This window comes from Ferrovibrio terrae (assembly GCF_943371255.1).
Classification (GTDB): Bacteria; Pseudomonadota; Alphaproteobacteria; order Ferrovibrionales; family Ferrovibrionaceae; genus Ferrovibrio; species Ferrovibrio terrae_B.
In genome coordinates, this window is sequence record NZ_CALRUC010000003.1 from 1 (window position 1) to 24031 (window position 24031).

Sequence of the window (24031 nt, forward strand, 5' to 3'; positions counted from 1 at the left end):
ATCGATCGTCAGATCGGTTCGCCTACCGGACCGCCGCCATCCCCTGGATGGCGGCGGTTCCTTTTTTGGGGATATGTCGCAGCCGTCTGGCGCTGGCGGCCGTAATACCCCCCAGCGCGTAGACCATCAGCCCCAGGTGCCGCGCCAGCATTGACAGGGCGGCGAAGCGCAGAGCCCCCAGACCGGCCGCACCGGGATGGCTGGCGGTAGAAAACACCGGCGAAATCAAAACCGCATCCACACCAGCCCGCGCCGCCCGCCGCACTGCACCGGCATCATGGGCTGCCGCGGTAACCTGCCCCAGGCCGGTACGCCTCGCTGCTGCCGCCCGGCCGATCAGCCCCTGCGGCAGATGCAGGCCATCGGCATGCACGGCACGGGCAAGCCGCACATCACCGGCGACCAGCAGCACCAGACCCTGACGGCGGCACAGTGCGGCAATCTGCCGGGCCAGTGCCAGGCGCCGGACCGGTGCAAGCTCGTAATGGCGGAACAGCACGCCGTCACCCGACTGCAGCCGCCGGATCGCCGGCAGCGGGTCAGGCAGACGCCTGGCATCGGTCACCAGCCAGCGCACCGGCCAGGCCTCAGGCTTTCGCCGCGAGGCGGGGGTTGCTAGCGTGCGGCCCAGCGACGTTACCTGTGATTTCACCCGGTGTTTCATCCGTGCAGCGTGCCATGACCCAGTCCCCATCGGAAGCATCTGACCCTGCCGCCACCCTTGCCGACCGTCTGGCCGCCATCCGGCAGCAGATCGCCGCAGCGGCCGAGACGGCACAGCGCAAGCCCGACGCCGTGACCCTGATCGCCGTGGCGAAGACTTTTCCGGCCGAAGCCGTGATCGAAGCGCTGGCCGCCGGACAGCGCCATTTCGGCGAGAACCGCGTGCAGGAGGGCATGGCCAAATATCCAGATCTGCGGCAATCGCATCCCGATCTGGTGCTGCATCTGATCGGCCCGCTGCAAACCAACAAGGTGAAACAGGCCGTCGCCCATTTCGACGTGATCCACACGCTGGACCGCGAAAGCCTGGCGCAGGAGCTGGCCAGGGAATTTGCCAAAAGCGGTCGCCGCCTGCCCTGCTTCATCCAGGTCAATACCGGTGCGGAACCGCAGAAGGCCGGCTGCGCGCCGCAAGAGGCCGACGCCTTCATCGCCGCCTGCCGCGCACTGGACTTGCCGGTGGTCGGCCTGATGTGCATCCCGCCAGCCGAGGAAGAGCCGGCGCCGCATTTCGCCCTTTTGCACAAGATCGCGAAGCGCAACGGGCTGGAGCAGCTCAGCATGGGCATGAGCAGCGATTTCGAAACCGCTGTGATGCTGGGCGCCACCCATGTGCGCGTGGGCAGCGCCATCTTCGGTGGCCGCAGCTATCCGCCTGCCAGCTAATTCCCGGCGTTAGTTTCCGGCGAGCTTTGGCAGATCGGCCAGCAGACTGTCGCGAGTCTGTGGGCCGGCACCCATTGCTGGACCACTATCCAGCTTTCTCAGGCGCGCAAAGACCACCGCATCGCGTCCGGGCTTTTCCGCCCAGCCGACAAACCAGCCGAAAGGCTGCGTGCGATCCACATTGCCGCCGGGACCTCTCTGGTAACCGCTGCCGGTCTTGCCACGCACAGCCCAACCATCCATCGCGGTAAAAACCGGCAGGCTGGCAATCGCCTTGTCCTGCGCCGTCCGCGATACCGGCAGCGCGCGGTCCAGCAGCCTGCGCAGGAAAACAACCTGCTCGCGCGGCGATATCTGCAGCGAGGAGTGGCCGAGCCAGGCCTGGGTCAAGCCGTTCTTCCTGCCCGGATCGCCGGAGAGGTCGCGGTTGCCGTAGTCGAAGCCATCAACATAACGCCGGAAAGCCGGCATCCCGAGCTTCAGGGTCAGCTGCTGCGAATACCAGACAATGGATTCCATCAGCCAGTAAGAGGGATCGGTCGCCTTGCGCGCCTCTTCCCGCGAAGCGCGATACTCCTGACGATACGACCATACCGGCTTATGAGGATCTTTCAGGATGCCGGCATCGAAGCCCATCACCGCCAGCGGCAGCTTGAAGGTGGAGGCCGGGCTGTTCCGCGATGCGCAATCACCGCTTTCATGCAGCAGCCGCCCATCGGCGGCATTCACCACCAGTGTACAGGTGGCCGCAACCGCCACATCACATATGGGCAGCAACAGCAGGCCGCATACAGCAGCCAGACTCTTCAACATCGGCAATCGCGCGGCGTCAGTTCTTCTTGGTGGTTCCACCCGAAGCCAGCGTGACGCTGTCGCCGGTGATGACAAAGGTGACCGAGCCATCGCTGGTCTTGTAGGTCCACTGTTCCAGCGGGCCCAGCTTCTGCAGCTCGGTCGGCTTGCCGAGCGCCTTCTCCAGCGCCGCCTTGGTCTTGGCCGGTTCAGCCTTCTTCAGCGCCTCTTCGGTCGAAGGCGGTCCACAGGCGATCAATGCCAGCGGCAGGGCAAGCGTAAAAGCAAAGCGGGCCAGGCGAGCCATGATCATACTCCTGAAATAAAAGAGGGCCGGGTTAGTTAAACGGCCAACCCGGCCCACGTAAAGCAGTAAACGATTGTCTTTAGGCTTGACTTAGAACTGCAGCGGCGTCGCCTGGCGAACGCCCGGGATCGCCTTCACCTTGTCAGCCACCGCCGCCGGGATCGGACCATCGACCTCGACCAGGCAGATCGCTTCCTGGCCGCGTGCGGCGCGACCGAGATGGAACGTGGCGATGTTGATGCCGGCATCGCCCAGCACGGTGCCCAGCCGGCCGATGAAGCCCGGCTTGTCCTCGTTGGTGACGTAAAGCATGTTCGGACCGAGTTCGGCATCGATATCGATGCCCTTGATCTCGACGACGCGCGGGTTCTTGTTGGCGAACAGCGTACCCGAGAGATGGCGCACCTTGTCGGCATGGATGGTGACGCGCATCAGGGTCTGGTAATCGCCCTCGCGGTCATGCTTGACCTCGGAGACCTCGATATTGCGCTCCTTGGCCACCAGCGGCGCGTTGACCATGTTGACGCTGCTGAGCTGGCGGCGCAGCAGGCCTTCCAGCACGATGGCGGTCAGCGGACGCGTATTCAGCGTCGCGGCATGCCCTTCGTATTCGATCATCACCTTGGTGAGGTTCGCCTCGGCGAGCTGGCCGACGAAGCTGCCAAGCTGCTCGGCCAGTTTCATATAGGGGCGCAGTTTCGGCGCATCCTCGGCCGAGACTGACGGCATGTTCAGCGCGTTGGTGACGGCACCCGACAGCAGATAATCGGCAATCTGTTCGGCCACCTGCAGCGCCACATTCTCCTGCGCCTCGTTGGTGGAGGCGCCCAGATGCGGCGTGGCGACAAAACGCTCATGGTTGAACAGCACGTTTTCCTTGGCCGGTTCGGTGACGAACACGTCGAAGGCGGCACCGGCCACCTGGCCGCTGTCCAGCGCATCTTTCAGTGCCACCTCATCAACCAGGCCGCCGCGGGCACAGTTGATAATGCGAATGCCCTTCTTGGCCTTGGCCAGCGCCTTGGCATCCAGGATGTTCTTGGTCTGCTCGGTCAGCGGGGTGTGCAGGCTGATGAAATCGGCCCGCGCCAGCAGTTCGTCCAGCTCGACCTTCTCGATGCCAAGCGAGGTGGCGCGTTCCGGCGTCAGGAACGGATCATAGCCGATGACGCGCATCTTCAGCCCTTGCGCGCGGTCGGCGACGATGGAGCCGATGTTGCCGCAGCCGATCAGGCCGAGCGTCTTGCCATACAGCTCGACACCCATGAAGCGGTTCTTTTCCCACTTGCCGGCCTGGGTGGAACGGTCGGCCTGCGGGATTTCGCGGGCCAGCGCCATCATCATGGCAATGGCATGTTCGGCGGTGGTGATCGAGTTGCCAAACGGCGTGTTCATCACGCAGACACCGCGGGCAGTGGCGGCCGGGATATCGACATTGTCGACACCGATGCCGGCGCGACCGACCACCTTCAGCTTCTTGGCGGCTTCCAGCACCTTGGCAGTCACCTTGGTGGCCGAGCGGATAGCCAGGCCATCATACTCACCGATGATGGCGAGCAGTTCTTCCGGCTTCAGGCCGGTTTTGATGTCGACCTCGACGCCGCGCGACTTGAAGATGTCGACGGCGGCGGGGCTCAGTTCGTCGGAGATCAGAACCTTGACCATGGGATAGTCCTCAGATTTTCAAAATGGGGAAAGAAAAACGGGCGCAGTCCCAGAAAGGCTTCTTGGTACTGCGCCCGTGGATCGGTTCAGGCGGCGACGGCCGGCTTGTAGGTCGCCTTCACTTCCGCGAAAGCCCAGTCGAGCCAGGGGCAGAGCGCGGCGATATCGCTGGTCTCCACCGTGGCGCCGCCCCAGATGCGCAGGCCCGGCGGGGCATCACGGTAATGCGCGATATCCATAGCCACGCCTTCCTTGTCCAGCAGCGAGGCAATCTGCTTGGCGGCGGCTTCCTGGTTCTTGGCATCCAGCGCCGTGAACCAGGGATCGACCACCTTGAGGCAGATCGAGGTGTTGGAGCGCACGGCGGCATCACCGGCGAGGAAATCGACCCAGGCGGTCTTGGCCGCCCAGTCGGTGATCGCCTTCAGATTGGCTTCCGAGCGGCCGATCATGCCCTTCAGGCCGCCGACGCTCTCGCCCCATTTCAGGGCATCGAGAATGTCTTCGACGCAGAGCATGGAAGGTGTGTTGATCGTTTCACCCTTGAAGATGCCGTCGATCAGCTTGCCGTCCTTGGCCATGCGGAAAATCTTCGGCAGCGGCCAAGCCGGGGTATAGGTCTCCAGGCGCTTCACGGCGCGCGGGCTCAGCACGATCATGCCATGGGCGGCTTCGCCGCCGGTCGCCTTCTGCCACGACCAGGTGGTGACATCCAGCTTGGACCACGGCAGGTCCATGGCGAACACCGCCGAGGTGGCATCGCAGATGGCGAGGCCCTGGCGGTCATCGGCGATCCAGTTGCCGTTCGGCACTTTCACGCCCGAGGTGGTGCCATTCCAGGTGAAGACGACATCGCGGGTCCAGTCGACCTGTTTCAGGTCGGGAATCTCGCCGTAGCCGGCCTTCAGTGTGCGGACATCCTTGAGCTTGAGCTCCTTGGCGATATCCGAACCCCAGCCGGCGCCGAAGCTTTCCCAGGCCAGCACATCGACGCCACGCTCGCCCAGCATCGACCACAGGGCCATCTCGACGGCACCCGTATCGGAGGCCGGCACGATGCCGATCTTGTAGTCGGCCGGAATGCCGAGCAGCTTGCGATGGTTTTCAATCACGTCCACCAGGCGCTGCTTGCCCTCTTTCGAGCGATGCGAGCGGCCGACCAGGGCGTTCTTGAGGATATCGGGGGTCCAGCCGGGGCGCTTGGCGCAGGGGCCGGAGGAAAAATGCGCGGAATTGGGGCGCAGGGCAGGCTTGGTCATCGGTCTATCCTTCCAGATAGTAAGCGCCCCGTTGGGGGGGCGTGTCCCGCGGCCCTTTTAACCGGGCTCGCCCGACGGCGCAATGGCTTCCTTGGTTGTGCGCTGAGCGAAATGCCGTTTATGGTATTTTTATACAGATTAACTAATCCGGGCGTGCAAGCTGGCTGTAAGGCAGCCATGGTCTAAACATTCGCCCATATCGGTAATCGGATCATGCTGTCTGTTTTGTCGTCGCCGCGTCTGCGTTTCTGGCTGCTCTGTCTCGCTGTGTTCGTGGGCCTTGCGGCGCTGGTCCGGCTGGTGCTGACCATATGGGTGGCCATGGACACGCCCGATTCCGCCTGGGCTTTCGTGGCCGTCTGGCTGGTCGGGCTGCTGGACGATATCGCCACCGCCATTGTGCTGGGCCTGCCCTTTATCGCCGGGCTCTATTTCCTGTCGCGCCCCCTGAAATGGCGGCTTGGAAAGGTCTTTGCCCACCTGCTGCTGATCGCGCTGCTGGGCGTCGCCGTCTTCAGTGCGGTGGCCGAACTGTTCTTCTGGGAAGAATACAACAGCCGGTTCAACGGCATTGCCGTCTACTACCTGATCTTCCCCAAGGAAGTGATCGGCAATATCCGCGAATCATTCGACCTGCGATATTACCTGCCGCCGATCGGCATGGTCGTGCTGATCGTCTATGCCTTCCTGTTCCGGCGGCTGAACCACGCCCTGAACGCGCCTTTTGCGCCCAGGGAACGTCGGCGTACATCCGCCCTGGCGGCAATCACAGCCGTGCTGGCCGTGCCCTTCGTGATATCCGGTCCGCATGAACCGGCGGCATCCCGCACCGTCAATGAACTGGCGATCAATGGCATGCACAGCATGCTGAATGCCTACTTCACCAACGACAGCAAATATGACGGCATCTACGCCGGCATCAGCGAAGAAGAAGCAATCCCGCTATTGCAGGACATGGTGAAACAGGACAACACCATCAATCTTGCAGCACCGGGCGAACGCAGCATCCGCCGCCATGTCGACAACGGGCCGCTGCCGGCCAAGAAACTGAATGTGGTGCTGATTCTGGAGGAGTCCTTCGGTTCGGTCTATTTCGAGGATGTCTTCCAGGAAAAGCAGCGCGACTACTGGAAGACCATGTCACCGAACTGGCATCGCATCGCCGAGGACGGCCTGCTGTTCACCAACATCTATGCCACCGGCGACCGTACCGTGCGGGCGCTGGAAGCCGTGTTCACGTCCTTTCCGCCAATCCCCGGCATATCGACGGCGCGTCGCGCCGGTTCGGAAGGCATGAATTCCCTGCCCTTCCTGCTGGAAAAATTCGGCTACCGCACGGCTTTCCTGTATGGCGGCCCGACCAGCTTCGACAATATGGGCTATTTCTGGAAAACCATCGGTTTCGACAAGGTGATGGGCCAGGCCGATATCGCCGACCAGAGCTTCAAGACGATCTGGGGCGTTGCCGACGAGTACATGTTCAAGGAGGCTCTGACCCGCATCGACCAGATGGCGGCGGAGCCAGGCCCGTTCTTCTTCGCCGCCCTGACCGTGACCAACCACCGCCCCTTCATGTTTCCGGAAGGTCGCGTGTCTTTCAAGCCGGCGCCCAACGCCCGTGATCATGCGGCCGCCTATGCCGACTGGGCGCTCGGCCAGTTCATCGATGCCGCCCGCAAGAAGCCGTGGTTCGAGGATACCGTTTTCGTCATGCTGGGCGATCATGGCCCGAAAGTCTGGGGCGCCGCGCAGATTCCGGTGCAGGCCTTTCGCGTACCGATGATCATCCTGGCGCCGAAACACCTCAAAGCCGAGCGCAATCCGGTACTCGGTTCGAGCATGGATGTGGGGCCGACCCTGATGGGCATTCTGGGCCTAAGCTATGACAGCCCGTTCTTCGGCATCGACCTGCGCCGGGTGCCGCCGGGCGGCGGCCGCATTGCCATGGCGCATAATTTCGATGTTGCCGTAGGCGATGGAAAGAATGCCGTGGTGCTGACTCCAAAGGGCGGCCTGCGCCCTTACGGCATGCAGGCCGGACCGTTCCAGCTTGAACCCGCCGAGCCGGAAAACGTGCCCCCCCTGATCCTGAAACAGGCAGTGGCGCAAACCCAGACCGCGCATCGCATGTTCTATGCGCGGCAATATCACGAATTGTCCGCAGGTCAGTAAACCGCGCGGATCAGGCCTGTCGCGCGTTGACGTCTGCCGCCAGCTCCATCAGGCGCGGCGCGCGATCGGAGACCTCGCGCAGGATGGTTTCAGCCACCACAAGGCGCTTGCGCGCATCCTCATCCAGCACGCCCTCGAGATGCTCGCGATCGACGCGGGCAACGGTTTCGTGCAGTTCCCAGATGGTGGCCAGAAAGACTTTCTGGGTACCGACCGGCAGCACCTCGGCGCCTTCGAGCGCCGGGAAAACCCTTAGCACCACATCGATCTTCATGCGCAGCAGGTCGACAATCAGCTGGCTGTGATACTCACGCAGCTGGGCCGCAGCATCCTTCTCCGCATTCTCCATGCGGTCTTCGATCAGCACCAGCACGCCCTCGATCTCGGTAAGGGCATCGCGATATTCGTAATAGGGTTCGTAGGTGGCCTTGCTGATCCGCTGGATGGCATCTTCGGCCATCTTGCGCGCACGCCTGGTCTGGCGTTTCAGCGCATCGAGCAAGGTCTCGATCTCGGGCTTCCGGTAGCTCTTGCCGGCAATCTTGGTCATCGTCTGCGTCTTCTCTTGCCCGCGACCCTGTGGCGGTCAGCACGTGCCCGCATACTAGCCGGATCGCCGGCCTCGCAGCCACCGGCATGTTCGTGACAGTTCATACAAAAACGGTCGCCCGAGACTATCGGGCGACCGTGACGTCAGAATCGGCAAGATTCCAGCGTGTATTTGCGGTCAGTCGATTCGCGCGCCCGACGCCTTGGCCACTTCGGCCCAGCGCTTGATCTCGGCGCCGAGGAAAGTGCCGAAGGCGGCACCCGTCATGTTGGGCACCTCGGAGCCGTTGTTCTTCCAGATCTCCTTCACCTCCGGTGTGTTCATCGCCGTGGTGACTTCCTTGGCCATGCGTTCCACCACCGCAGCCGGCGTGCCCTTCGGCGCCCACATGGCATACCAGGTCGAAACCTCGTAGCCATCGAGGCCGGCTTCCTTCGCTGTCGGTACATCGGGGAAGGCAGCCGAACGCTTGGCGGATGCCACCGCCAGCGCCTTGATGCGGCCAGCCTTGATCTGCGCCGCCGAGGAGCCCAGGCCGTCGAAGATCATCTCGATGCCCTGGCCGCCGACGAGATCCTGCATGGCCGGACCGGCGCCGCGATAGGGTACATGGGTGATGTCGGTCTTGGTCAGGATCTTGAACAGCTCGCCCGCCAGATGATGCGAGGTGCCGTTGCCGGCCGAGCCGTAGCTCAGCTTGCCCGGCTTGGCCTTGGCCTCGTCGATCAGCTGCTTCAGCGTGGTGGCCGAGGTGCGGCTGGTATTGATCACCACCACCTGCGGCGGCTGCGCCAGCAGCGCGACCGGCACGAAATCCTTCTCGATATCGTAATCCAGCTTCGGATAGACCGAAGGCGCGATGGCATGATGCGCACCGCCGATGAAGAAGGTGTAGCCATCCGGCGCCGCACGCGCCGCCACGCCCGCACCCACAGTGCCGCCGGCGCCACCGCGATTGTCGATCACCACCTGCTTGCCGATCTGGTTGCCCAGATGCGCCGCCAGCGGGCGGGCGAAGGCATCGGTGCCGCCGCCGGCCGGGAAGGGGACGACGAAGGTGACAGGCTTGTCGGGCCAGGCCTGCGCCTGCACGCCATGTGCGCCGAAGGTCGCTGCGGCCAACACCGCCGTCGTCAAGATCAGAATCCGCCGCATAATGTCTCTCCCTTCCAAGCGAGCCGGTTCAATCCGGCTGTCGCACGTTTCCTCAGGATCAAGACTCTTACGGCAAAGCCGCCGTCGGACCAACAATTTCGTTGGACCCGCAACCGTTTTGCACTGCACACCGATGATGAAGTTTTCATCCCGCCAGCAGCAGCACCAGCGCAAGCAGGGTAAAGGCCGCGGCGGCAATGTAGCGGACCGGGGCCAGCGGCAACCGCCGCATCAGGGCTTCGCCGAGGAAAACCACCGGCACATTCGCCAGCATCAGGCCCAGGGTGCTGCCGAGCGTGACCATCAGCACGGCATCGAACCGTGCCGCCAGTGCGGTGGTGGCCAGCTGGGTCTTGTCGCCGATCTCGGCCAGGAAAAACAACACCAGCGTGGTGAGGAAGGCGCCCCAGCGCCCGGCCTTCGGCGCGGCGTCGTCATCCAGCTTGTCCGGGATCAGGGTCCAGACGGCCATGGCGATGAAGGATGCGATCAGTACCCAGCGCAGCACGCGCGGTTCCAGCAGACCCTCGATCCACACCCCGAGCGCCGCTGCAGCAAGATGGTTGGCAATCGTGGCCACCAGGATTCCGGCGAGGATCGGCCAGGGTTTCTTAAAGCGCGCGGCGAGCAGCAGCGACAGCAACTGAGTCTTGTCGCCGATCTCGGCGATGGCGACCACGCCGGTTGTCGCAAGGAAGGGGCCAGCGAAATCCGGGACAATATCTGGAAACACGGGGCAGCTCGAAACGGACCGGGCGGCGATACTGGCCATAGGCTGTCCCGTCGCCGCCCGGTCCGGGATGCAACGGTACAAGCCTAAGGTCTCGCCATACCGAAGTGGCTTCGGTCCAAAAGCGCCAAGGCGAGAGGGCTGGTCTCCGCTCGCCTAGTCTGTTGACGCTCTCCCCACTCATCTTCTGCAAGACGGCGGACGGCTACTCCCCAAAGGGTGCAAAATCTGTGTAACGCGGATCGGTCAGACTGCCAAGGCATACAATGCCGCAGGCCGGAATATTCAACTCTGGGGCCGGCACCGTCGGTTCGACAGGGACCGGATTAGCCGCAATTCCGCCATAACTCCGGCGATACAGTGCCATCCGTCCGCCAAGAGACGGACATGGGAAACCTGGAGAAGGATACAGACCATGATCAGCCCGCGGGCCCTGCAGCGCAGCGCCCTGTTCGCCCTGATACTGGTGGCGCTGGCCGCCTGCTCAACCCGCTCGATCTCGGATTCCGGCTATCGTGCCGAAGCCGGTCAACGCAGCCAGAGCAACCCCTTCTATCGCGGCGAGCTGACCGCCTATGACATCCTGGGCATCGAGGCGGACAAGCCGATTTCAGATGACGATATCCGCAAGGCCCTGTCAGCGAAGCAGCAGATTGCCGCGCGCAAGGGCTCTGCCGTCATGCTGGTGCAATCCGGCGCAGCCTTCCCCGATCACGACATGGTGGCGGCACTGGAGCGGTACTATACCGTCGCGGCCTTCTCCGGTGTTCCGATGGAAACCCGCAGCAATCCCGAAGCGGCAAAATATGCGCAGGTCTTCCGTCTCGCAGCGGCGAAGGGCGGCTATCAGACCATCGTGGTCTATTGGGGCGTGCTGGAATCCGCCACCGAAGGATCGGGTGGCAAGGTGCTGTCATGGCTGCCGATCATCGGTGGTTCAATCCCCGACCAGTCGCAGCTGATGCGCATCCGCCTGATGGTGGCGGTGATCGATGTCGCCAGCGGCCAGTGGGACACCTTCACGCCAGAGCCCTTCGTCGATGCGGCCAGCAGTGCCGAACGGCGCCGCGCCGTCTCCGACCAGGAGCAGGTCGCCCTGCTGAAGACCAAGGCCTACAAGGCCGCCGCTGAAAGCCTGGTGCAGCGCTACAGCCGATAGTGTCTCGCCATATCTTCCTTGAATATTTGGAAAACTCCGCGCTCCGGCAGGGCCAGGGAGAAGGAATTCTTTCATTTTGCGGGAGAATGACTTGAAAAACTCAATCACAGGTGATTGAGTTTGTGTGAACAAAGGATAAACGCCACAGCCTTAAGCCGGGGACAAAGAGAATGCGATTTTTTAAGCGTCTGGGAACAGTGATCCTGCTGGCTGCCGCACTGACAGCCTGCGCGAATGCAAAATCCGTGGCCCAGAAACCCGCCGATGCTGGAACGGCACGCAGTTTCGAAGCTCCCTTTGCCACAGTGAAAGATGCCGCTTATGGCGCACTAAAACTGCTGAAGCTCTATCCTGAAGGTGAACAGGATACTGCAGAGTCGCATGTCATTCTCCTGGCACGCCCCCCGCACGGCATGAGCTGGGGCGAAGTGGGCCGCATAACCGTGGAGAAATCCCCCACCCCGCCGACGATGGTTCGTGTCGTTTACGACAAGCGCACTCCATTCCAGCTGACAGGAGGCGAGGAAGGTTTTTCCCGCCGCCTGTTCGAACGGATGGATGGATTGCTGGCCAAACAGACATCACAAAGCGATTAGGCGCAGCGGATGGTCGCACGCTGCCGTACCGTCGCATTCCAGGGCATCGAGGTGATGCCGGTCGAGGCACAGGTGCAGCTCGCCAATGGCCTGCCGGCTTTTGCCGTGGTCGGCCTGGCCGACAAGGCGGTGGCGGAAAGCCGCGAGCGCGTGCGTGGTGCGCTGGGCGCCATCGGCCTGGCCCTGCCGCCCCGGCGCATCACGGTCAATCTCGCGCCAGCCGACCTGCCCAAGGAAGGCAGCCATTACGACCTGCCCATCGCCCTGGCCCTGCTGGCCGCCATGGGCGTGCTGCCACCCGATGCGCTGGATGGTTTTGTCGCGCTGGGCGAGCTTGGCCTCGATGGCGCCATTGGCCCGGTGACCGGCATTCTGCCCGCAGCGCTCTCCGCCCATGCCAATGACCGCGGCCTGATCTGCCCGCAGGCCCAGGGCGGCGAGGCAGCCTGGGCCGGCGATGCGGCGCGCGTGCTGGCCGCGCCATCGCTGCTGGCCCTGATCAACCATTTCAAGGGCAGCCAGGTGCTGCCGACACCACAGGCCGGCATCGCGGCGGAAGACCATCAGGCCCTGCCCGACCTGCGCGACATCAAGGGGCAGGAAAGCGCCAAGCGCGCGCTGGAGATCGCCGCGGCAGGCGCCCATAACCTGCTGCTGATCGGCCCGCCGGGCGCAGGCAAATCGATGCTGGCCCAGCGCCTGCCCGGCATCCTGCCACCACTCGATTCCGCCGAGATTCTCGAGGTCAGCATGATCGCCTCGCTGGCCGGGCAACTGGCCGAGGGCAAGCTGACGCGACGTCGCCCCTTTCGTGCCCCGCATCATTCCGCCTCGATGGCAGCCCTGGTCGGCGGTGGCCATCGCGCCAGGCCGGGCGAAGTCAGCCTTGCCCATCTCGGCGTGCTGTTCCTCGACGAACTGCCGGAATTCAGCCGCCAATCGCTCGACTCCCTGCGCCAGCCGCTGGAAAGCGGTGAGGCCGTGGTGGCGCGCGCCAATGCGCATGTCAGCTATCCGGCCCGCGTGCAGCTGGTGGCGGCGATGAATCCCTGCCGCTGCGGCCATCTCGGCGATCCGGCCCATGCCTGCAGCCGGGCGCCGAAATGCGCCGGCGATTACCAGGCGCGCCTCTCCGGTCCGCTGCTCGACCGCATCGATCTCACGCTGGAAGTGCCGGCCGTCAGCCCCGATGATCTCAGTGCGCCGCCGCCCGGCGAAAACAGCGCCACCGTTGCGGCCCGCGTGGCGCAGGCGCGCGCCATCCAGCGCGACCGCTATTCACGCACCGGCAGCGGCGGATTGTCGAAAGACGGCCGCAGTGTGATCCGTACCAATGCCCAGGCCGATGGCCAGCTGCTGGAGCTGATCGCAGCACCTGACGATGCCGGCCGCAGCCTGCTGACCGAAGCCGCCAAGGCCATGCACCTGACGGCGCGCGGCTATCACCGCGTGCTGCGCGTGGCGCGCACGCTGGCCGACCTGGATGGCAGCGACAGCGTGCGGCGCAGCCACGTGGCGGAGGCACTGAGCTATCGCAGGCTGGGGTTTGTGAGGTAAGAAAAAAGGGCGCCGTTGCCGGCGCCCTTTACAGGCTTCACTCAGGACGGCCGCGTTACGCGGCGATCTTTTCCATTTCACGAATGTGATCCGGAACGCGGGAGCCAACCAGGATATCCAGATCGAGGAACGAGACCATTCGGGACTCGCGTGCAAGAAGCGCAGTCAGAAATGCGTTCTCATCCTCCATCCCCGTCTGCGGCACCGGCTGCAGCTCGCCTGCTGTCGCGGAGAGAATATCCGAGACGGCATCGACCAGCAGACCGTAGAAACCAGCCGCGGCCTCAACCACAATCACAACATGCGTGGCGGTCGGCGAACTGCGCTCGGCTCCAAGCCGGATGCGCAGATCATAGATCGGCACCACCTGGCCCCGCAGATTGATGACACCCCGAACCGCAGGCGGGCAATTCGGCAGCGGATTTTCCACTGTCCAGCCGCGGATTTCGCGGACGGCCAGAATATCGATGCCATATTCTTGGCCGGCAGCCGCGAAAGTGAGATACTCCCGCTCGGCATGACTAAGCATGCCACCGTCAGAAGCGACAACCGCGCCCATCAGAATTGCTCCCACGTGCTGTCCTGCGGCTTGACCGCAGCATTGCCATTGGTGGCTGCCACTTTAATCACTTTGGCCATCTTCTGGGCCGGACGCTTGTCGACCGATTTTTGCGGCAACCGGGTAACTGTGGCAGAAGTACTGCGCTGCACGGAACCTGCTTCAGCACTCTGGCCGTCGATCTTGTAGCGCTGCACAAGCTCAGCCAGTTCCTGCGCCTGGCTGGAAAGCGACTGCGCCGAGGCGGAGGTCTCTTCAACCAGAGCGCCATTGCGCTGGGTCATCTCGTCCATACTGCCGACCGCCGTGTTGATCTGCTCCAGGCCAGTCGACTGCTCACGGCTGGCCGCCGCAATTTCAGCCACGATGTCAGACACCTTCTTAATCGCGCCGACAATCTCGGTCAGCGAGCCCCCAGCCTGATTGACCAGGGCGGCGCCGGTCTTGACCTGCGTATTGGAGGCCTGAATCAGCGCCTTGATGTCCTTGGATGCATTGGCGGAACGCTGTGCCAGCGCGCGGACTTCCTGGGCGACGACAGCAAAGCCCTTGCCGGCTTCGCCGGCGCGGGCAGCTTCCACCGAAGCATTGAGCGCCAGCAGGTTGGTCTGGAAGGCGATCTCGTCGATCAGACCGATGATATCGCTGATCTTCTGCGCGCTTTCCTCGATCCGCGTCACTGCAACAACCGCGTCCTGCACCACAGAACCGCCCTTTTCCGCCGTGTCGCGCGCCACAGTGGCGAGCTGATTGGCGGCCTGGGCATTGTCGGCATTCTGCTTCACGGTCATCGTCACTTCATGCATCGATGCGGCGGTCTCTTCGATGCTTGCGGCCTGAGATTCAGTCCGGCTGGCCAGATCCTGGCTGCCCGTAGAGATTTCGTTTGAAGCAGCGGCGATGGTGTTGGATGCTTCACGGATGCTGCTGATGATCGTGGTCATGGCATCGACCAGATCGTTGACACCCGCGCAGAGCGAGCGAATTTCGCCAGTCTTGCCGTCGAGGTCGATCCTCTGGGTCAGATCGTTGGCCTTGGTCGCGTCGACCACGTCCTGAACCTGCTGCACCGCAAGCTGAGTCATCTGTGCCAGACGGGTCTGCGCCGTGATGTCGGTGGCATATTTCACCACTTTATACGGCCGGCCATTGGCGTCCATGATCGGATTATAGCTGGCCTGAATCCAGACTTCCTTGCCGCCCTTGCCAATGCGCTTGTATTGCGCGGCATCATACTCGCCACGACCGAGCTTGGCCCAGAAGTCACGGTATTCGGGGCTCTCGCGCAACGCCGGCTCGACGAACAGGCTGTGATGCCGCCCCTTCACCTCATCCAGCGTATAGCCGAGGGTGTTGAGGAAATTTTCGTTGGCATGCAGGATTTTCCCGGTCAGATCGAACTCGATCACTGCCTGCGCCTTGCTGATGGCGCTGAGCTGGCCTTCGTAGTTGGCCATCAGCATTTTCTGCTCGGTGATATCGGTGGCGAATTTCACCACTTTATAGGGCTTGCCGCTGCTGTTGAAGATCGGGTTGTAGCTGGCCTGGATCCAGACTTCCTTGCCACCCTTGCCGATACGCTTGTACTGCGCGGCCTCATATTCGCCGCGCCCCAGCTTGGCCCAGAAATCGCGATAGTCGGCACTGGCACGATAGGCCGGATCGACGAACATGCTGTGATGCTGGCCCTTCACCTCATCGAGGGTATAGCCGAGCGCATTCAGAAAATTCTCGTTGGCATGCAGGATTTTCCCGGTCAGATCGAACTCGATCACCGCCTGCGCCTTGTTGATGGCATCGAACTGGGCCCTCAGATCGCTTGAGCTAGGCCCTTTGGACATTCCGAACATTTTCCACCTTTAGGTTTTTGATGCCGGATCCCTCCCGGCCAGGTGGCAGCATCAAGCCTAAAAATGCCGGTATTTTCGAATTACAAACCTGTAATTATGGCCGGATTACCAGGAATTAACGTTACTATCGAATCACTGCCATTCCCTCGTAGCGGCCGGTCGAATGCCTACTATAGCGCGTGCCGCCGCCGCGCGGCGGGCGCGCTGAATTAGAGAGGCCGGGTTTGTGCGCTGACTAGGCGTTGTGGGCCTTGGTGAAGCGCCGCATGCCGAAGGCGAAGACCAGCCCGCCGGCATACATCAGCACGCCGTAAAGGCCGCCGGGTATCGCCAGCGCATCGTCCTGCAGCACAGTGCTGGCGATCACGATGGCGAGCGTCGCGTTCTGGATCGCGGTCTCGATGCCCAGCGTGACCGACTGCCGCCGCGACAGCTTTGCCAGCCAGGCGACCGCGAAACCACAGGCCAGCATGACCAGATTGAGCGAGATGGCAAAGCCCGCGAGGCTGCCGAGGTTGTCGCGCAGCAAGGCCCAGTTCTTGGCCACCGCCCCCAGCACGATCAGGATGAACAGGATGGCCGCCAACCGCGTCGCCCGCGGCTCCCAGCGCTGCGCAGCGGCCGACCAGCGGTGCCGCACCAGCATGCCGAGCCCGACCGGCACGCCGAGCATCAGGAAAATCTGGCCCATCATCAGGCCGACAGGAACCGTCACGGCCGGAGCACTGCCCTGGGCCGCACCGGCAAAGTGCTGCATCGACCAGATCACAATCGGTGGCAGGGTGAAAATCGTTGCCACGCTGGCCACCGCCGTGAAGCTGACCGCCAGCGCCACATCGCCGCGCGCGATATAGGTGAGCAGGTTGGAAGTGGTGCCGGTCGGGCAGGCCGCCAGGATCATGAAGCCGATGGCGAAAGTCCCGCTCAGGCCGAAGGCCTTGATCAGCAGGAAGCAGATCACCGGCAACAGCACGAAGTGGCAGAGAACGCCCACCAGCAGGGCACGCGGCTGCCGCACGATGCGGACAAAGTCCGCCAGCGTCAGGCCCAGGCCCAGCGTGAACATGATGAATGCGAGGATAGCCGGCAGCAGAATGCCGGTAACGATATCGCCGTCCATGGCGCTCCCTCCCTGCCGTCTACAGCGGCATTGTGCGGACAGTGTCGCGCACCGTCCGCATCACGATACGCGATGCAGGATGCGGTTTCCACGCCTGACCTGGCGCATTGTCTGGGTGCAATCGCAGGGTCGCAATGCTTCGGCCGGCACCGTAGCATCACCCGATGCCCCCGCCAGACCGGCATGCCATGCTGCAGTCGAAGCCCAGATATCCAGGATCAGTATCCCGATGACCGTCGCCGCCGCCGTCCAGCCCCGCCCGCTGATAATCGAACTCCTGCTGCTGGCCACGCTGGCGACGCTGTGGGGTGCCTCCTATACCTTCATCAAGCTGGGTGTGCAGACCATTCCGCCGGTGACGCTGATCGCGGCCCGCACGGTGATCGCCGGCAGCCTGCTGTTGCTGATCCTGCGCCTGCGCGGGATCAGCCTGCCGCGCGATGCCGCCACCTGGCGGCATCTGGCGATCCAGGCCTGCATCAATTCGGTGCTGCCCTTCACCCTGATCGCCTGGGCCGAGACCCGTATCGAGGCCGGCCTGGCGACGATCCTGAATGCCACCACACCGATCTTCGCTTTCCTGATCACCTGGGCGATCACGCGGCATGAAGCGGTCTCGGCCCGCAAGCTGTTTGGCACCATCATGGGGCTTGGCGGCGTCTGCCTGATTATCGGCGTCGGCGTATTCACCGATCTGGGTAATGATTTGTGGGGCCAGCTGGCCATGCTGCTGGCCTCGCTGTCCTACGGTGCCGCGGCCATCTACGGCCACAATTTCAAGCATCTCGATTCGATGGTGCCGGCAACCGGATCGCTGCTCTGCGGTGCCGTGATGATGGTGCCGCTCAGCCTGATCGTCGATCAGCCCTGGACGCTGCAGCCATCGCAGGCGTCAATGCTGGCACTGATCGGCCTGTCCGTCTTCTCCACCGCGCTGGCCTTTGTGATCTACTTCCGCCTGGTGCGGACCCTGGGTTCGGTCGGCACCACATCGCAGGCCTATCTGCGCATCCCGATCGGTGTCGGCATCGGCGTCGTGTTCCTGGGCGAGAGCCTGGCCGGCTCGGCCTGGATCGGCCTGATCTTCGTGATCGTTGGCGTGGCAGCCATGTCGCTGCCGGCACGCAGCAAAGCGTGACCGTTCACGCGGCTTCGGCGGTATCCGACAGGTAAAGCGCGCCGAGAATCTTGGTCACGACACCGCCTTCCATCAGCGGCAGCGCCAGCTTGTCGACCTGCAGGTATTCACGGGCCGAGGGGCTGATGCGCGAGGCATAGACCGGTGCGCCGACACGCACCACCTGGCGATACTCATCCAGCGGCTTGTCGCCGATCCGGCCCGCCGCATCGCTGACCGTCTTGCCCGTCAGGTCGAAACCGAAAATTCCGACCAGTGCCGTACCGTAGAGGCGATAGCGGTATTCATCGTTATCGAGACAATCGAGCAGCATCAGATGGCCGAACCACGGCCGCAGTTCTTCCAGCGTGAAATCGCTGCGCGGCGGTGCCTGTCGGCTGCCCCGCTTGGCATTCCACAGATCGTATAGCGCACGCAGTTTGGGGTGGGTGATGGCGACATCGGTCATGTCGTCATGATAGGTGAAAATCCGGCGTTTGAACTGCATGATCATCGGAGCACCTCGGCTGCTCGCTGAATCAGATGCCTGGCATCTGTTCCGGACAGCAGAGCGAAGGATGAACGACTATACCCAGTGGTTTTTCGGTTCGATCACAGCCTGAGCGCGAAAAATTTGATAACCGTCCGCTCAGCCAGCGAACCTCGGCTTTGAGCCCGTCTGGGGCTTCTGCGGCATCAAAGCCGGAGCCCGGCGCCGAATCGCCCGTTTTCCGGCCCGCCGCAGGGTAGCCCTGCCGCCCGGAAGCCGTTAAATAACCTGCCTTACCCCTTCAGGCCGCCTGGGCCTTGGGCCTGTCAACGGCACGGATACGTCCGCAGCAATGACCACGCAGAAAACAGATGTCGCCATCATCGGCGCCGGTCCGGTCGGCCTGTTTGCCATTTTCGAATGCGGCATGGTGGGCCTGACCTGTCATGTGATCGATGCCCTGGATGCCATCGGTGGCCAGTGCAGCGCGCTGTATCCTGAAAAGCCGATCTACGACATTCCCGGCTTTCCGCGTATCAGCGGCGCCGGCCTGGTGGAACAGCTGGAGCAGCAGAGCGCACCATTCAAGCCGGTCTATCATCTGGGCCAGTGCGTGGAAAAAATCGAACAGCCGCACGGCAATGGCCGCGGCTTCCGGCTGACGACATCGAAAGGCCGCGTGATCGAGGCCGGCGCGGTCATCATCGCCGCCGGCGCCGGCGCCTTCGGTCCCAATCGTCCGCCACTGGAGAATATCACGGCCTTTGAAGGCCAGCCCGGCGGCAGCGGCGTACATTACCTGGTGCGGCGCGCTGAGGATTTCCGCGCCCGCAAGATCGTGATTGCCGGCGGCGGCGACAGCGCGGTGGACTGGGCGCTGGCCCTGCATGGTATCGCCAGCCAGATCTGGTTTGTGCATCGGCGCGACCAGTTCCGCGCCGCGCCCGACAGCGTCGCCAAGCTGCGCGCCCTCAACGGCCATGGCCTCGATATCGTGGTGCCCTACCAGCTGGATTCACTGGATGGCGGCAACGGCGTGCTGACCGGGGTGACGGTGAAATCGCTGGTCGGCGACAGCAAGCGGCTGCCCGCCGATGCCCTGCTCGCTTTCTTCGGCCTGAAGAGCGATCTCGGCCCCATCGCGCAATGGGGCATTGCACTGGAGCGCCATCATCTGCCCGTCGATCCGGCCACCTGCCAGACTTCGGTGCCCGGCATCTTTGCCATTGGCGATGTCGCCACCTATCGCGGCAAACTGAAACTGATACTGACCGGCTTCGCCGAGGCCGCATCGGCCGCCCATGCCATCTACCCGCTGCTGCATGGCGGCCAGCCGCTGCATTTCGAGTATTCGACCTCGAAGGGCACGCCCGGCAATCCCAAAGCCTAGACGATACGACTGGTGCGGTTGCCCCAGTAGCGATCCTTGATCAGGCGCTTGTAGAGCTTGCCGGTGGCGTGGCGCGGCAGGGCTTCCTCGAAATCGATCGAGCGCGGGCATTTGATGCTGGCCAGATGCTGGCGACAAAAAGCCAGCAGTTCCTCGGCCAGTGCCGGCCCAGCATCCGCCATGCTGACCGGCTGCACGACGGCTTTCACCTCTTCGCCGAAATCTTCATTGGGCACGCCGATCACCGCCACATCGGCGACCTTGGGATGCTCGATCAGCACATTTTCGGCTTCCTGCGGATAGATGTTCACGCCGCCGGAAATGATCATGAAAGCCTTGCGGTCGGTCAGGTAGAGATAGCCTTCCGCATCGAGATAACCGACATCGCCCAGTGTGCTCCAGCCCTTGTCGTTGAAGGCCTGCTGCGTCTTGCCGTCATCGTTGTGATAGGTGAAGGGTTGCCCGTTGGCGAAATAAACCAGGCCGGACTCGCCCACGCCCAGTTCCGCACCGCTTTCGTCATCGACGATATGCAGGTCGCCAATGATGGCGCGGCCGACCGACCCCTTATGCCCCACCCATTCCTGGCTGGTGATGAAAGTCATGCCATTGCCTTCGGAGGCAGCGTAATACTCGAACAGCACCGGCCCCCACCAGTCGATCATCTGCTGCTTGGTGGCGGCCGAGACCGGCCCGGCACCGTGGATGGCGACGCGGTGCGAACTGAGGTCATAACGGCTGCGCACCTCCGGCGGCAGTTTCAGCATGCGCACGAACATGGTCGGCACCCAGTTGCTGTGCGTGACCTTGTATTTTTCGATCAGGCGCAGGGACTCTTCGGCATCGAAACCCTGCATGATCACCAGCGTGCCGCCGACCTTCGATACCAGCATGCAGTACCGCAAGGGCGCAGCATGGTAGAGCGGCGCCGGCGACAGATAGACCATGTCCGGTCCATAGCCATAAAGGCTGTAGCCGTTGTCGACGAAGTAGCTGCGCGCGCCAACGGGGTCGCCATTGATCGGCCGCTTGATGCCCTTGGGCTTGCCGGTGGTGCCCGATGAATACAGCATGTCGCGGCCCTGCATCTCGTCGGCAATCGGCGTCGCCGGCATGGCCGCCACGGCAGCTTCCCAGCTGTCATAGCCGTCTGCCGTGCCGCCGATCATGAAGAAGCGCTCGACGCCCTTGCACTGGGCCCGCAACTCCGCCGCCATATCCTGGAAATCGGCAGTAATCACCAGCACGCGGGCGCCAGAATCGCTGACGACATAAGCGATCTCAGGCGCACTCAAGCGGGTGCTGATCGGTGTGTAATACAGCCCTGCCCGGTCGGCGCCGAAGCAGACTTCGAAGAATTCCGGTCGGTTCTCGATCACCAGCGCCATATGGCTGCGATGGCCGAGCCCGAGCTTGCGGAACAGGTGAGCAGCACGGTTGGAGGCCGCTTCCAGCTGGCCGAAGGTGGTGATCTCTCCTGTTTCCGCGATGACAATTGCCGGCTTGTCGGGCGCCTTCCGGGCATGTTCGGTGATGTAGACCAAATTCGACAAATCAGGCTTCCTTCTGCAATGCGGCGCGCAACTCAGTCTTCAGTACCTTGCCATAATTGTTCTTCGGCAGCGCCGTCACGAAACGGTACTGTTTGGGCCGCTTGAAGCGGGCGATATGATCCAGGCAGAGCGCATCCAGCGCCTCTACTGTCGGTGCCGCACTGTTCTTTGCCACCACAAAGGCAACCACCTCCTCGCCCCAGTCGGCATGCGGCTTGCCCACCACCGACACTTCATCGACATCGGGATGGCGCAGCAGCACTTCCTCCACCTCGCGCGGATAGATGTTGCTGCCGCCGGAAATGATCATGTCCTTCGAGCGGTCCTTGAGCGTCAGGAAGCCATCATCATCCAGGCTGCCGACATCGCCGGTATGCAGCCAGCCGCCGCGCAATGCCTGCGCCGTGGCGTCCGGGTTGCGCCAGTAACCGGCCATCACCACCGGGCCGCGACAGATCACCTCGCCCACTTCGCCATTGGGCAGCGGGTTATCTTCAGCATCGACCACGCGCACCTCGACATCGGTGCGCACCGCACCGGCCGAGCCGAGCCGGGCGAGATAGCGCGGATGGCCATCATCGACATGCATGCGCTTGTCCATGCCGGTGATGGTCATCGGCGCCTCGCCCTGGCCATAGATCTGCGCCAGTTTCGGCCCCAGCACCCGCATGGCCGCCTGCAGGTCGGCGACATACATCGGCCCGCCGCCATAGACGATTGTTTTCAGATTGGTGGTATCGGCACCGGCGATCTGCGGCGCATGGATCAGGCGATGCACCATGGTGGGTGCAAAGAAGAAGCTGCAGCCCGGCCAGTGCGCAATCAGATCCAGCGTCTCGGCCGGATCGAAGCCGCCGGATTCCGGGATCACCTGATTGGCGCCACGCGCCACATGCGGCAGACCATACAGGCCGGAGCCATGGCTGATCGGGGCGCAGTGGATGATGCAATCCTGCGGATCGATATGATCAACATCGGCGAAGTAGTTCATCACCGCAGCCCACAGATTGCGATGGGTCAGCATGGCGCCCTTGGGCCGGCCGGTGGTACCCGAGGTATAGAACAGCCAGGCCAGATCGTCGGGCGCCACCTCAGCCATCGGCAGGGCGGGCGCGTCATACAGTGCGGCATAGGCCGGCGCTTCCATGACGATCAGGCGCTGCAGGCTCGGGATATCTTTGGCCAGCGGCGTCAGATCATCGGCCAAGGCAGCGGAAACGATTGCCAGCTTGGCCTCGGCATTCTCGATAATCCAGGCAACCTCGCGCGCATGCAGCTTGGCATTTACCGGGACGGCGGCAATGCCGGCATGCCAGAGCGCGAACATCAGTTCCCAGTATTCGGGGCAGTTCTTGAGCAGCAGCGCCACGCGGTCGCCACGCTGCAGCTTGCCGGCAGCAATCAGGCCGGCAGCCAGCCGCGGCACCCGCTGACCCATCTCGGCATAGCTGAGCCGCACGGCACGGCCGACCGACAAGGCCGGCCGCTCACCCCAGATTTTCGCTGCACGATGCAGCAGATGCGCCAGATTCATGGTCGCCCCGGACTGTTTCCTCCGGACCATGTTACGCAAACCCGATCTGGGCCAACAGGCCCCGGCGCACCACACAAACAAAAGCGGCGCCGATCAACGGCGCCGCGGGTATCAGTCCGGTATTTACGCCGATCAGGCGTGGTATTCGGTCACGATCAGGCCTTCATCGGCCGAGAAGCGGTTCTGGTATTTCGGGGCGATGCGATCCACCGGAAGCAGGATGAAGACGTCGGTGGTGCCGAACTGCTGGTCGATCACCGCGCCGTCGCCAATATAGGCGCCGAGGCGAAGGTAGCCCTTGATCAGCGGCGGCAGCGCATGGAGGGCGGCACGCGGATTGACCTGGTCGGCCGGCATCAGGTTCATCGAAACGAACCGCTCCGGCAGGGCGCGCACCCGCCATTCCGGCGGCGGCAAGTGATTGTGGTGCAGGTAGCTCAGCGCCAGCGCATGGTCTTGCGGGTTGGTGCCCGGGAAGGAGGCGCAGCCGAACATGAAGCTGATGCCATGATCGGCGACATAGGTGGAGATGCCGCGCCAGAGCAGCTGGATCGTTGCATTGGTGCGGTAGTCGCGATGCACGCAGGACCGGCCGAGTTCCAGCAGGCCGCCACCGGCACCGACATAATCGAGCATAATTTGCAGGTCGTATTCCGACGAGGAATAGAAGCCGCCATGCAGCTCAGCCATCTGTCGGCGCAACAGCCGATAGGTGCCAACCACCTGCTCGCCTTCAGGGCGGCGGCGATCGAATACCATGAGATGGTCACACAGCCGATCGAACTGGTCGAAGTCGAGACCGAGGCGGGCCATCTCCGGCGAAGGCTCGGCTGCCATTTCCTCGTAAAACACCTGATAGCGCAGACGCTGCGCCGCGGCGATGTCGTCGGGGCTGCGGGTCAGACGCACTTCGAACCGGCCATCGGCAGACGTGCACTGCCAACCGCTGCGGGACGCGCGGGGCTGTGGGATGGCCGATGGAACGGAGAGTGGCAACTGCATGTTCATGCTCCGACTATCGCTATACACGATGATGCAATAGTGTCAAATCTATGACACATATATTAAAACGCGTATTCGAAGAAAA

Annotated in this window: 22 protein-coding genes; 7 read left to right on the forward strand and 15 right to left on the reverse strand. The window is 63.1% G+C overall.

Annotated elements, in window-relative coordinates; genetic code table 11:
* Positions 1–22: 22 nt before the first annotated feature.
* On the reverse strand, positions 23–652 hold the full coding sequence (locus AAG799_RS01255) for a thiamine phosphate synthase (protein ID WP_341893968.1): 630 nt from the start codon (positions 650–652) through the stop codon (positions 23–25).
* 26 nt (positions 653–678) lie between these two features.
* Between AAG799_RS01255 and AAG799_RS01260 the strand changes: the two genes are divergently transcribed.
* Positions 679–1389 (forward strand): YggS family pyridoxal phosphate-dependent enzyme, encoded by a 711-nt coding sequence (locus tag AAG799_RS01260; protein ID WP_341893969.1) that lies wholly within the window; start codon positions 679–681, stop codon positions 1387–1389.
* Between the two features lie 9 nt (positions 1390–1398).
* On the opposite strand, the gene blaOXA is transcribed toward AAG799_RS01260, so the two are convergent.
* From blaOXA to AAG799_RS01280, 4 genes are all read right to left on the reverse strand, one after another.
* The gene (gene blaOXA / locus AAG799_RS01265) at positions 1399–2202 is read right to left on the reverse strand and encodes a class D beta-lactamase (RefSeq protein WP_341893970.1); all 804 of its coding nucleotides are present in this window, start codon (positions 2200–2202) and stop codon (positions 1399–1401) included.
* A 16-nt stretch (positions 2203–2218) separates the two neighbouring features.
* Positions 2219–2488 (reverse strand): hypothetical protein, encoded by a 270-nt coding sequence (locus AAG799_RS01270; protein ID WP_341893971.1) that lies wholly within the window; start codon positions 2486–2488, stop codon positions 2219–2221.
* 90 nt (positions 2489–2578) lie between these two features.
* Positions 2579–4153, reverse strand: a complete 1575-nt coding sequence (gene serA / locus AAG799_RS01275; RefSeq protein ID WP_341893972.1) for a phosphoglycerate dehydrogenase — start codon at positions 4151–4153, stop codon at positions 2579–2581.
* An 86-nt stretch (positions 4154–4239) separates the two neighbouring features.
* On the reverse strand, positions 4240–5412 hold the full coding sequence (locus AAG799_RS01280; protein ID WP_341893973.1) for a phosphoserine transaminase: 1173 nt from the start codon (positions 5410–5412) through the stop codon (positions 4240–4242).
* Between the two features lie 213 nt (positions 5413–5625).
* Between AAG799_RS01280 and AAG799_RS01285 the strand changes: the two genes are divergently transcribed.
* Positions 5626–7584, forward strand: coding sequence for an LTA synthase family protein (locus AAG799_RS01285; protein WP_341893974.1), 1959 nt, complete (start codon positions 5626–5628; stop codon positions 7582–7584).
* Positions 7585–7594: 10 nt separating this feature from the next.
* On the opposite strand, the gene AAG799_RS01290 is transcribed toward AAG799_RS01285, so the two are convergent.
* From AAG799_RS01290 to AAG799_RS01300, 3 genes are all read right to left on the reverse strand, one after another.
* Positions 7595–8134: a hypothetical protein gene (locus AAG799_RS01290; protein ID WP_341893975.1), complete on the reverse strand. Its 540-nt coding sequence runs from the start codon at positions 8132–8134 to the stop codon at positions 7595–7597.
* A gap of 177 nt (positions 8135–8311) precedes the next feature.
* Positions 8312–9289, reverse strand: coding sequence for a tripartite tricarboxylate transporter substrate binding protein (locus AAG799_RS01295; protein ID WP_341893976.1), 978 nt, complete (start codon positions 9287–9289; stop codon positions 8312–8314).
* 145 nt (positions 9290–9434) lie between these two features.
* The gene (locus AAG799_RS01300; protein WP_341893977.1) at positions 9435–10022 is read right to left on the reverse strand and encodes a TMEM165/GDT1 family protein; all 588 of its coding nucleotides are present in this window, start codon (positions 10020–10022) and stop codon (positions 9435–9437) included.
* 412 nt (positions 10023–10434) lie between these two features.
* On the opposite strand from AAG799_RS01300, the gene AAG799_RS01305 reads away from it, so the two are divergent.
* From AAG799_RS01305 to AAG799_RS01315, 3 genes are all read left to right on the forward strand, one after another.
* A complete protein-coding gene (locus AAG799_RS01305) occupies positions 10435–11178 on the forward strand; it encodes a hypothetical protein (protein WP_341893978.1) in 744 nt (247 codons plus the stop codon).
* A 170-nt stretch (positions 11179–11348) separates the two neighbouring features.
* Positions 11349–11774, forward strand: coding sequence for a hypothetical protein (locus AAG799_RS01310; RefSeq protein ID WP_341893979.1), 426 nt, complete (start codon positions 11349–11351; stop codon positions 11772–11774).
* A 9-nt stretch (positions 11775–11783) separates the two neighbouring features.
* The gene (locus AAG799_RS01315) at positions 11784–13331 is read left to right on the forward strand and encodes a YifB family Mg chelatase-like AAA ATPase (protein WP_341893980.1); all 1548 of its coding nucleotides are present in this window, start codon (positions 11784–11786) and stop codon (positions 13329–13331) included.
* 55 nt (positions 13332–13386) lie between these two features.
* Here AAG799_RS01315 and AAG799_RS01320 read toward each other — a convergent pair whose 3' ends face one another.
* The 3 genes from AAG799_RS01320 to AAG799_RS01330 all read right to left on the reverse strand — a co-directional run bounded on the left by AAG799_RS01320 (position 13387) and on the right by AAG799_RS01330 (position 16860).
* Positions 13387–13890, reverse strand: coding sequence for a chemotaxis protein CheW (locus AAG799_RS01320; RefSeq protein WP_341893981.1), 504 nt, complete (start codon positions 13888–13890; stop codon positions 13387–13389).
* Complete coding sequence (locus AAG799_RS01325; protein WP_341893982.1) at positions 13890–15731, reverse strand: methyl-accepting chemotaxis protein; 1842 nt, start codon at positions 15729–15731, stop codon at positions 13890–13892. Before AAG799_RS01325 ends, AAG799_RS01320 begins: the two co-directional genes overlap by 1 nt.
* A gap of 244 nt (positions 15732–15975) precedes the next feature.
* A complete protein-coding gene (locus tag AAG799_RS01330; RefSeq protein ID WP_341893983.1) occupies positions 15976–16860 on the reverse strand; it encodes a bile acid:sodium symporter family protein in 885 nt (294 codons plus the stop codon).
* A gap of 229 nt (positions 16861–17089) precedes the next feature.
* Here AAG799_RS01330 and AAG799_RS01335 point away from each other — a divergent pair, with 229 nt between their 5' ends.
* Positions 17090–17998, forward strand: coding sequence for an EamA family transporter (locus AAG799_RS01335; protein WP_341893985.1), 909 nt, complete (start codon positions 17090–17092; stop codon positions 17996–17998).
* Between the two features lie 4 nt (positions 17999–18002).
* On the opposite strand, the gene AAG799_RS01340 is transcribed toward AAG799_RS01335, so the two are convergent.
* Positions 18003–18485 carry a PAS domain-containing protein gene (locus tag AAG799_RS01340; protein WP_341893986.1) on the reverse strand — a complete coding sequence of 161 codons (483 nt, stop codon included), beginning with the start codon at positions 18483–18485 and terminating at the stop codon, positions 18003–18005.
* 334 nt (positions 18486–18819) lie between these two features.
* Here AAG799_RS01340 and AAG799_RS01345 point away from each other — a divergent pair, with 334 nt between their 5' ends.
* Positions 18820–19857, forward strand: coding sequence for an NAD(P)/FAD-dependent oxidoreductase (locus AAG799_RS01345; RefSeq protein ID WP_341893987.1), 1038 nt, complete (start codon positions 18820–18822; stop codon positions 19855–19857).
* Here AAG799_RS01345 and AAG799_RS01350 read toward each other — a convergent pair.
* From AAG799_RS01350 to AAG799_RS01360, 3 genes are all read right to left on the reverse strand, one after another.
* Positions 19854–21410 (reverse strand): acyl-CoA synthetase, encoded by a 1557-nt coding sequence (locus tag AAG799_RS01350; protein ID WP_341893988.1) that lies wholly within the window; start codon positions 21408–21410, stop codon positions 19854–19856. The genes AAG799_RS01345 and AAG799_RS01350 overlap by 4 nt on opposite strands.
* Position 21411: 1 nt before the next feature.
* Positions 21412–22944, reverse strand: coding sequence for a long-chain fatty acid--CoA ligase (locus AAG799_RS01355; RefSeq protein ID WP_341893989.1), 1533 nt, complete (start codon positions 22942–22944; stop codon positions 21412–21414).
* Between the two features lie 132 nt (positions 22945–23076).
* Complete coding sequence (locus AAG799_RS01360) at positions 23077–23946, reverse strand: GNAT family N-acyltransferase (RefSeq protein ID WP_341893990.1); 870 nt, start codon at positions 23944–23946, stop codon at positions 23077–23079.
* Between the last annotated feature and the right edge of the window lie 85 nt (positions 23947–24031).

Excerpts from the sequence above, each read along its gene's own strand:
- AAG799_RS01260 (WP_341893969.1), top strand. The coding sequence starts at position 679 with ATGACCCAGTCCCCATCGGAAGCATCTGACCCTGCCGCCACCCTTGCC.
- blaOXA (WP_341893970.1), bottom strand. The coding sequence starts at position 2,202 with ATGTTGAAGAGTCTGGCTGCTGTATGCGGCCTGCTGTTGCTGCCCATA.
- AAG799_RS01270 (WP_341893971.1), bottom strand. The coding sequence starts at position 2,488 with ATGGCTCGCCTGGCCCGCTTTGCTTTTACGCTTGCCCTGCCGCTGGCA.
- serA (WP_341893972.1), bottom strand. The coding sequence starts at position 4,153 with ATGGTCAAGGTTCTGATCTCCGACGAACTGAGCCCCGCCGCCGTCGAC.
- AAG799_RS01280 (WP_341893973.1), bottom strand. The coding sequence starts at position 5,412 with ATGACCAAGCCTGCCCTGCGCCCCAATTCCGCGCATTTTTCCTCCGGC.
- AAG799_RS01285 (WP_341893974.1), top strand. The coding sequence starts at position 5,626 with ATGCTGTCTGTTTTGTCGTCGCCGCGTCTGCGTTTCTGGCTGCTCTGT.
- AAG799_RS01290 (WP_341893975.1), bottom strand. The coding sequence starts at position 8,134 with ATGACCAAGATTGCCGGCAAGAGCTACCGGAAGCCCGAGATCGAGACC.
- AAG799_RS01295 (WP_341893976.1), bottom strand. The coding sequence starts at position 9,289 with ATGCGGCGGATTCTGATCTTGACGACGGCGGTGTTGGCCGCAGCGACC.
- AAG799_RS01305 (WP_341893978.1), top strand. The coding sequence starts at position 10,435 with ATGATCAGCCCGCGGGCCCTGCAGCGCAGCGCCCTGTTCGCCCTGATA.
- AAG799_RS01310 (WP_341893979.1), top strand. The coding sequence starts at position 11,349 with ATGCGATTTTTTAAGCGTCTGGGAACAGTGATCCTGCTGGCTGCCGCA.
- AAG799_RS01315 (WP_341893980.1), top strand. The coding sequence starts at position 11,784 with ATGGTCGCACGCTGCCGTACCGTCGCATTCCAGGGCATCGAGGTGATG.
- AAG799_RS01320 (WP_341893981.1), bottom strand. The coding sequence starts at position 13,890 with ATGGGCGCGGTTGTCGCTTCTGACGGTGGCATGCTTAGTCATGCCGAG.
- AAG799_RS01325 (WP_341893982.1), bottom strand. The coding sequence starts at position 15,731 with ATGTCCAAAGGGCCTAGCTCAAGCGATCTGAGGGCCCAGTTCGATGCC.
- AAG799_RS01330 (WP_341893983.1), bottom strand. The coding sequence starts at position 16,860 with ATGGACGGCGATATCGTTACCGGCATTCTGCTGCCGGCTATCCTCGCA.
- AAG799_RS01335 (WP_341893985.1), top strand. The coding sequence starts at position 17,090 with ATGACCGTCGCCGCCGCCGTCCAGCCCCGCCCGCTGATAATCGAACTC.
- AAG799_RS01340 (WP_341893986.1), bottom strand. The coding sequence starts at position 18,485 with ATGCAGTTCAAACGCCGGATTTTCACCTATCATGACGACATGACCGAT.
- AAG799_RS01345 (WP_341893987.1), top strand. The coding sequence starts at position 18,820 with ATGACCACGCAGAAAACAGATGTCGCCATCATCGGCGCCGGTCCGGTC.
- AAG799_RS01355 (WP_341893989.1), bottom strand. The coding sequence starts at position 22,944 with ATGAATCTGGCGCATCTGCTGCATCGTGCAGCGAAAATCTGGGGTGAG.
- AAG799_RS01360 (WP_341893990.1), bottom strand. The coding sequence starts at position 23,946 with ATGCAGTTGCCACTCTCCGTTCCATCGGCCATCCCACAGCCCCGCGCG.